Here is an 8,212-nt window from a genome sequence, read left to right on the forward strand (position 1 = left end):
CCCTGGCCGACGGCGCGGAACTTCCACGCGCCCTGGCGGCGGTAGAGCTCGCCGAGGACGAAGGCGGTCTCCACGGTCGCGTCCGCGCTGTCGTAGCGCGCCAGTTCGGCGCCGCTCGCCGCGTCGAGCACGCGGATGTAGAGGCCGGGCACCTGCCCGAAGGTGCCGCCGTCGGCGGACGCGGCGAGCACCACGGTCTCGATGTCGGGCTCCACGCGCGCGAGATCGACCGTCAGCACATCGGTGACCGCGGCGCCGGCGTTCTGCTTGCCCTCGTGCCGCACCGCACCCGAGGAGTGCGCCGGCTGGTTGTAAAAGACGAAGTCCGCGTCGGAGCGGACCTTTCCCGAAGATCCCAACAAGAGCGCGGAGGCGTCGGCGTCCGGCACCCCTGCCCCCGAACCCCATCCCAATTCGACCCGTACCGCAGGTGCGGGTACGGGAACATTCGATCCTTTAGACATTGTCATGTCCGCCCCCATCGCAAGTCGCCGCGTCCGGCAGGGCCGCCGATTCCGTTCATGGCCAACCTATTACCCGGACCGCGAAGAGGCCCACGGGCATGTCCCACGGGGCCCACGGTCAACCGCGGGTAACCCTTCGGGAACGCGGCCTTTACACGATCCGAACACCGCTCAGCGACCGATTTTCCCATGTTCGCTCGCATTGGGGATCCGCGGCCACAGCCGACGCGCAAAACAACCCTCTTATCGGTCTCCCCAACCAGCACATCAAGGGCTTAACTTATGGAGCATGACCTCCCCCCGCTCCACCTATGGCGGCGGTTACTACTCCGCGCCGTCCTTCCCGGACACTCCGATCTATGACTCGCTCGTCGCCGAGCGGGGCACGCCACAGATCGCCCCGATTCGGGTTCCCTCCGTGTACGACACGGGCAGTCACAGTCATCTGCCCGCGCTGCCGTCGGCGCTGCCCGCGCTGCCGGCCGCCCCTTCCCAGCCGGGCCCGGCGTACGGCTACCAGGCCCAGCAGCCCGCACCGCTGCAGCAGGCTCCCGCGCCGTACATCCCGCAGCAGACCGCGGGTCCGCGCGGCTACCCGGGCGCCCAGCCCCAGCGGCCAGCTCCCGGTACGGGGTACGAGGCGATGCGTCCCGCCACGCCGCGTCCCGCCCCGGCGACGTACGAGGATCCGTACAACCGCCAGTACCGCGGGTACTGATCCGGCGGCGGGCGGCCCGGGGTCCGAACGGCCGCCCGCGCGCACGGCATCGGGTCGCCGCCGGGCCGCCGCCCGGCGGCGTCCTCGCATGTCCGCGCCCGGCGCACGCCCCTGCCGGTCCCGTCGCCCCCGACCTGCGGAATCATCCGCATCGGTGATGCCGTCAAGGCCCGCGAATGATCGGCGTCCGACCGGGGAACTCGTGGGCGGGTAACGGACGTTGAGGCACGTGGACGCGAAGGCCGACGAAGGGTGATGTCGCTCTCTCTTCTCGCCACCCGCGCGCGGGCCGGTCCGTTCCCGGTGAAGACGGACGCGGAAGGGGGTGCAGGGCCGTGCGAGCAATCGTCGGGCTGTGGCGGTGGCGGCACAATCCGCTGCGCCGCGGGACCGACCTCGTCGAGGCCTGGCTGGCCCTGGCCGCCCTGGTGTTGATCGTCCTCGCCGTCCCCGTGGCCGGCGCGCTCACCACGAACCTGTGCCGGGACGCCCTCCTCGACTCGGTGCGACAGCAGCGCCAGGAGCGCCACGCGGTCATGGGCACCGTCGTGCGTCAGGTCGCCTCGCCGCCCATCGACCCCGACCCCGAGACCTCCTCGGCGCGCGACGCCCACACCCGCGTACACGCGCGCTGGACGGCGCCCGACGGCAGTGAGCGCTCCGGCGTCGTGATGTCGGACCTCAAGTCCCCCGGCCCCGGCGACCACTTCAGGCTCTGGACCGACGAGCGGGGCCGGCTCGTCGGCCGCCCGCTGGACGGCGCGACCGCCACGACCCACGCGGTCCTGGCCGGATTCGGCGCGGCCGCGGCCGGTGTCGGGCTCATCGAGGGCACCCGCAGGCTCGTCCTGTGGCGCATCGTGCGGGGGCGGCACGCCCGCCTGGACCAGGCCTGGGACCGGGTGGGCCCCGACTGGGGCAAGGCCGGCACCGGTTCCTGACCGGCCCCGCAGGTGGGAGCCTGGCCATCGGGTCAACTCCCCGCGTCCGCGCGCGCTACGGTGGTCCGGCCGAACTCTTCGGCTCCTTGCGCATCGACACGGCACATCGACGCAAGATCGCGCGTACGACGAGGTGGGGGCAGAGCAACTCCATGGCACAGGGCACGGTCCAGGTGACGCACACCGGCACGTCGCGGTGGCGGCGCCGCACCGGCGAATACGCATCGCTAGCCGCCGCCTTGGAGGCCGCGGGCGACGGCGACATACTGACCGTCGCCCCGGGCACCTACCGCGAGAACCTCGTCGTCCAGCGCGCGGTGACGCTGCGCGGGCCCGACGGTTCCCCCGGCTCCGTGCGCATCGCGCCGGCCGACGGCGTGCCGCTCACCGTCCGCGCCTCGGCCGTCGTGCAGGACCTGCACATCGAGGGCCAGGACTCCTCCGCGCCCGCGCTGCTCGTCGAGGACGGCGCCCCTGAGCTCGCCGACATCCGTGTGGTGACGCGGTCCGCGGCCGGCATCGAGGTGCGCGGCGGCGCGCGCCCGACCGTGCGGCGCTGCACCGTCGACAACCCCGGCGGCATCGGCATCGCGGTGCTCGACGGCGGCGGCGGTGTCTACGAGGAGTGCGAGATCGTCGCGGCGGGCCAGTCCGGCGTCGCGGTGCGCGGCGGCGCGCACCCCCGCCTGGAGCGCTGCCGGGTCCACCACGCCTCGGGCGCCGGGCTCGCGGTGGCCGGCGAGCACACCGGCCTGGAGGCCATCGGCTGCGAGGTGTACGAGGTCAAGGGCTCGGGTGTGCAGGTCACCGGGCGGGCCGCGGCGCATCTGACCGACTGCGACGTGCACCGCACCACCTCCGACGGCGTCACGCTCGACACGGACGCCGTGCTCACCCTCGCCGACTGCCGGATCCACGACATCCCGGAGAACGCGATCGACCTGCGCTCGCGCTCCGTGCTCACCCTGACCCGGTCCACGGTCAGCCGGTTCGGGCGCAACGGCCTGTCGGTGTGGGACCCGGGCACACGCGTGGACGCCAACCAGTGCGAGATCCACGACAGCACGGGCGACTACCCGGCGGTCTGGGTCAGCGACGGCGCGACCGCCGTCCTGGAGTCGTGCCGGGTGCACGACGTGCCGGACGCGCTGTTCGTCCTGGACCGCGGCTCGCGCGTCGACGTCGTCGACAGCGACCTCTCGCAGGTGCGCAACACCGCGGTGTCGGTGAGCGACGGCGCGACCGCCCAGCTCGACGACTGCCGCATCCGCGAGGCCGCCACGGGCGCGTGGTTCCGCGACCACGGCAGCGGCGGCACCCTGGCGAGCTGCACGGTCGACACGGTCCAGACGGGCGTGATCGTCACCAAGGGCGCGGACCCCACCATCGAGCGCTGCACGGTCACTTCGCCCGCCGAGGCCGGTTTCTACGTCTCCGCGGGCGGCCGCGGCAGCTTCCACGGCTGCCGGGTCAGCGGCAGCGGCGGCTACGGCTTCCACGTCATCGACGGCTGTCGTACGACGCTGAAGAAGTGCCGCACGGAGCGGTGCGCGCGCGGCGGGTTCGAGTTCGCGGAGGAGGGGCCCCTCGTCGAGGACTGCGCGAGCGACGAGAGCGGCGGCCTGCGCACGCCCGCGTCGGCGCCCCAGGAGACGCCCGCCCCGCAGACGGCCACGCAGACCGTCGGGCTGCTCGGCTCCGTACCCGCGCAGCCGGCCACGCAGACCGCCGCGCCCGCTCCGGCGCCCGCGGCCGAGAAGTCCGCCCGCGACTCCCAGGAGGTCCTCGGCGAACTCGACGCCCTGGTCGGCCTGGACAGCGTCAAGCGCGAGGTGCGGGCGCTCACCGACATGATCGAGGTGGGCCGCCGCAGGCAGCAGGCCGGCCTCAAGGCCGCCTCCGTGCGCCGCCATCTGGTCTTCACCGGCTCCCCCGGCACCGGCAAGACGACCGTCGCCCGGCTGCTCGCGCGGCGGCACGGACTGCGCTGGTACAACGCCGACGCCCACACCTGGGAACACCGCGACCGCGCCCTCGCCGCCGGGCACGCGGCCGCCGCCCGGTGGGAGCGGCTCCCGCCCGCCGAGCGCTGGTCGGCGCCGCCCGACGACCTGCTCGCGATGTCCCTGCACCACGAGCGCGGCCCGATGATCGCCGACGATCTGCGCGCCCTGCCCGCCGCCCCGCTGACCGTCGCCGAGGGCACGCCCGTCACGCCCGGCGTCGCCGGTGCGGACGACCGCGCGGTGTGGCTGCTGCCCACCCCCGAGGTGCAGCGCGCCCGCCTCGCGGAGCGCGGACTGCGCCCGGGTGTCGCCGAGCTGTACCGGCTGCTGCTCGGTGAGATCGAGGCGCAGGTGGACCGTGCCGGGGCCCGCGTCCTGGCCGTCGACGGGCGGCGGAGCGCCGCGGACACGGTCGCCGAGGTCGAGAAGCTCTTCGCCGACGCGCTGGCCGCCGGCCCCGTGGCGGACGGCGCGGCCGAGCGGGCGCGTCTGCTGCGGTACGCGAATCGCGCGACCGTCCGGCAGTACGAGGGGTTCTACGCCCGCCCCTGGGCCGTCGGCGGCGCCGCGGACGCCAGGGCGTCCTTCATCTGCGAGTGCGGGGACGTCAGCTGTACGGCGCAGGTCGAGCTGTCACCGGCGGACTTCCCCGCGCACCGGCCGCCCGTCCTGGCCCCCGGGCACGCCCCGGCCTGACGGCCGGCTGTCAGTGGCCGGTGGCAAGCTGAAGTCATGTGCCGAAGCATCAAGACCCTCCGCCCGCCCGCCATCCCCGAGGACGCGACCGAGGAGGAGATCCGGGCCGCCGCGCTGCAGTACGTGCGCAAGGTGTCCGGATTCCGCGCCCCGGCCGCGCACAACCGCGAGGTCTTCGACCGCGCCGTCGACGCCGTGGCCGCGGCGACCGCGGAGCTCCTCGACAACCTGGAGGTCAGAGGGGCCCGCGCCGCCTCCTGACCGGTGCCGCCTCCTGACCCGGTGCCGCGTCCGGCCCTCTGCGTGCGCCCGCCAGGTCTCCGGCGTTCTGTGCGAGTCCGCCGGTCTCCGGCCCTCGCCGCGAGCCCGCTAGCCGCCCGCCGCGCCCCGCGCGGCGGTCCTGGGCCGGCGGACGAGGAAGGCCGCGCCCGCGCCCGCCGCGAACAGCGCCAGCAGCGAGACGCCCGTGGCCAGCCACGTCGCGCCGAGCCACTGGCCGCCGAAGTAGCCGAGGGCGACGCTGTAGCCGGCCCAGGCCACACCGGCCAGCACCGACCACGGCAGGAACTCGCGCAGCCTGCGGTGGGCCGCGCCCGCGCCGAGGGAGACGACCGAGCGCCCCGCGGGCGCGAAGCGCGCGATGACGACGAGGACGCCGCCGCCCCGCGCGAGCGCCGTGCCGAGCCGTTCCTGCGCGAGCGTGAGCCGCCGGGAGCGCGCGATGGCGCGGTCGAGGCGCTCGCCGCCGCGCCGGGCGACCCGGAAGGCGACCATGTCGCCGAGCACGGAGGCGGTGGCGGCGCAGAGCGTGAGCATCAGGATGTCGGGGACGCCGTGCGGGATCTGCCCGGTGCCGGTCTGCGCGGCCGCCGCCGCGGTGGCCGACATGATGACGAGGACGCCGCTCGGCAGCACGGGCAGGAAGACGTCGAGCAGGACGGACAGGGCTACGACCACGTAGATCCAGGGGCTGCCGGTCAGCATCCCCACGCTCTCCAACACCGCGACTCCCCGTGACTCCCCGATCGGCAGCGCGTTGCCGCTGTGTCCCGGGGAACGGCAGGGGCGGCCTGATGACAGCTGTACAGCGTACGCCGAGTGCCGTGCCGTAGATCCACTGGGGCCTCGGATGTTCGCCATGTCACGTTCACCCGGCTGCCGTCCCCGGCGCGGCGTACGCCCCCGGAGTCCCGTACCAACGAGACAGGGGCCATGGGGGACACGGGGGATCCGAGCGACAGGAGTGGTCGATGGTGGCAGGAATACTGACCGGTGCCGTGGCGGCGGCCGTGCTCGCCGCGGGCGGCACGGTCGGCGCCGGCGGCGGCGCGGCGGACACGTACTGGACCCGGGCCGAGGCGACCTTCGCGCCGCCGACGGCCTTCGTCCCCTCGCCGGCGGTGACGTACGACATGGGGCTGGTCCCGGCGGCGTCCTGGATCGAGGTCGTCCAGTACGGCGGCGAGCGGGGCACGGACGTCGCGGTGCGCGTGCGGGGGATGCGGCCGGGTCACGCGTACGGCGTGCACGTCCACCAGAAGCCGTGCGGCGCGGCGCCCGAGGCGGCGGGCGGCCACTACCAGCACCGCGTCGATCCGGTGCAACCGTCGAAGGACCCGGCCTACCTCAACCCGGAGAACGAGATCTGGCTGGACCTCACGGCCGGGGCGGACGGCTCGGGGTGGGCGCGCGCCCATCACGACTGGGGGTTCAGACCGGGCGGGGCCGCCTCCGTGGTCCTGCACCGCGAGCAGGGCGGCGCGGGCGACCGGGTCGCGTGCTTCACGGTGCCGTTCGGCTCCCCGTCCGCGGACGCCCCGCCGCCCGCGGACTGACGCGGCGGACGGTACGCACACGAAAGCGCCCCCTTCCCCGTGTGTACGAGGAAGGGGGCGCCGCCCCGCGCCGAGCGGAGGTCACGGGACGTGTGCGTCGAGGGTCAGGCCGCGACCGGAGTGCGCTCCGACGGCTTGCCCTCCTCGCTCCCGCCCCGCGAGGCGAAGAGCCGGTCGAGCCCGAACGCGCCGGACCCGGTGAAGACGAACAGGAGCATGGCCCAGCAGAAGATCGCCGAGGCCTCGCCGCCGTTCTCCATGGGCCACAGGGCCTCCGGCTGGTGGACCTTGAAGTAGGCGTAGGCCATCGAGCCGGACGCGATGAAGGCCGCCGCGCGGGTGCCGAGGCCCAGCAGGACCAGGGTGCCGCCGACGAGCTGGATGACGGCCGCGTACCAGCCCGGCCAGGTGCCCGCGTCGACGGTGCCGCCGTTGCCGTCCGCGCCGCCGAGCACGCCGAAGAGCGACGAGGCGCCGTGGCAGGCGAACAGCAGGCCTATGACGATGCGGAACAGGCCTATCGCGTAGGGCTGGGCGCTGTTGAGACGTCCAGTCATGGTGAGGGACTCCTTCGGTTTGGGGACGGAACCGAGCGGAGGCCCAAGATTAGGGGAACCTAATTAGTGCTTGCAAGTTCAACATTCGGTCAGTCGCCGCCTCCGTTTCGGGTCCGGTCCGCACCGGGGTGAGCGCTTTCCCGGTCGCGGCGGCCGTCCGCAGCGCGGCCCGCGCCACCGCGTCCGCGTCCGACAGCGTCACGGAGTCGACGCCGGGTCTGGCTCCGGCGGCGGTGACCCAGTGGACCCCTTCCGTCGGTACCCCGAAAGCGAACCGGCGTGCGTGGGAACGGCCTTGACGATCAATCAGGTGGTAGGGCCGGGGCGTCACGTCCAGGCCTCCGGTTTCGTGGCCGCCGACCCGGTGGGGCCGGCACCGGCCGCTCCGCAGGAGCCGGGCCAGCAGCTCGTCGGTGGTGCGGCGCAGGTCGGGCTCGGGGAGCCGGGCCTCGATGAGTGTGGTGACGCGCACATCGGAGCCCGGCACGTCGGGGGAGTGCGCGAGGAAGGCCCCCTCGCCCGGCCGTACCTCCAGGCGCGGGCCGAGCACCTCCAGGACGCCCGCCTCGATCAGCGCGGCCATCTCCTCGATGCGGCGGCGCGGCGGGCCGATCGACAGGAAGGCGTTGAGGGGCGTGTACCAGCGGTCGAGGTGGTCACGGCGCGAGGTGCCGGACAGGCCGCCGTGGTCGACGATCAGGCGGAGTTCGTTGCGCAGGTCGCGCAGGACGTCGAGGGCGGCCTTCAGCGGGCCCGCGACATTGCCGAGTGCGGCCTGTGCGGCGTCCTCGCGCAGCCTGCGCAGCAGCCAGGAGCGGTGCTCGCCGGGCGAGGCGAAGGGGCGGTCGGGGTGCGGCCGGGAGAGCCGGTCCCAGGACCAGCGCTCGCCCTCCGCGATCCCGAACTCGGTGAGCACGGCGGCCTCTTGGGGGCTCTGGTGGGCGGTGGCGAGAAATCGCGCCTCGAAGCCGGTGGGGTCCGTGCGGTCCATGGGC

The 8,212-nt window shown here is 74.3% G+C and carries 8 protein-coding genes and 1 pseudogene; 5 read left to right on the plus strand and 4 right to left on the minus strand.

Features of this window, described 5'->3' with window-relative positions; genetic code table 11:
- On the minus strand, positions 1-470 hold a 470-nt coding region (locus tag AOK22_RS36175; RefSeq protein ID WP_244165251.1), incomplete at its 3' end, for a TerD family protein.
- A 283-nt stretch (positions 471-753) separates the two neighbouring features.
- Here AOK22_RS36175 and AOK22_RS36180 point away from each other — a divergent pair.
- The 4 genes from AOK22_RS36180 to AOK22_RS36195 all read left to right on the plus strand — a co-directional run bounded on the left by AOK22_RS36180 (position 754) and on the right by AOK22_RS36195 (position 5,086).
- Positions 754-1,182 (plus strand): DUF6643 family protein, encoded by a 429-nt coding sequence (locus AOK22_RS36180; protein ID WP_055702920.1) that lies wholly within the window; start codon positions 754-756, stop codon positions 1,180-1,182.
- Positions 1,183-1,517: 335 nt separating this feature from the next.
- The gene (locus AOK22_RS36185; protein ID WP_055702921.1) at positions 1,518-2,123 is read left to right on the plus strand and encodes an Rv1733c family protein; all 606 of its coding nucleotides are present in this window, start codon (positions 1,518-1,520) and stop codon (positions 2,121-2,123) included.
- 152 nt (positions 2,124-2,275) lie between these two features.
- Positions 2,276-4,825 (plus strand): right-handed parallel beta-helix repeat-containing protein, encoded by a 2,550-nt coding sequence (locus tag AOK22_RS36190; RefSeq protein WP_167357924.1) that lies wholly within the window; start codon positions 2,276-2,278, stop codon positions 4,823-4,825.
- A 36-nt stretch (positions 4,826-4,861) separates the two neighbouring features.
- Entirely contained in the window at positions 4,862-5,086 is a 225-nt protein-coding gene (locus AOK22_RS36195) for a DUF2277 domain-containing protein (protein WP_055702922.1), read from the plus strand.
- 108 nt (positions 5,087-5,194) lie between these two features.
- Here AOK22_RS36195 and AOK22_RS36200 read toward each other — a convergent pair whose 3' ends face one another.
- On the minus strand, positions 5,195-5,827 hold the full coding sequence (locus AOK22_RS36200; protein WP_055702923.1) for a DedA family protein: 633 nt from the start codon (positions 5,825-5,827) through the stop codon (positions 5,195-5,197).
- A 248-nt stretch (positions 5,828-6,075) separates the two neighbouring features.
- On the opposite strand from AOK22_RS36200, the gene AOK22_RS36205 reads away from it, so the two are divergent.
- Positions 6,076-6,660, plus strand: a complete 585-nt coding sequence (locus tag AOK22_RS36205) for a superoxide dismutase family protein (protein ID WP_055702924.1) — start codon at positions 6,076-6,078, stop codon at positions 6,658-6,660.
- Positions 6,661-6,764: 104 nt separating this feature from the next.
- Here the strand turns inward: AOK22_RS36205 and AOK22_RS36210 are convergent, their stop codons facing one another.
- Entirely contained in the window at positions 6,765-7,217 is a 453-nt protein-coding gene (locus AOK22_RS36210; RefSeq protein ID WP_055702925.1) for a DoxX family protein, read from the minus strand.
- Positions 7,218-7,266: 49 nt separating this feature from the next.
- A pseudogene (locus AOK22_RS36215) lies at positions 7,267-8,212 on the minus strand (FAD/NAD(P)-binding protein); the annotation flags it as partial.

Origin of the sequence: Streptomyces silaceus (genome assembly GCF_001419745.1) — a bacterium.
GTDB lineage: Bacteria > Actinomycetota > Actinomycetes > Streptomycetales > Streptomycetaceae > Streptomyces > Streptomyces silaceus.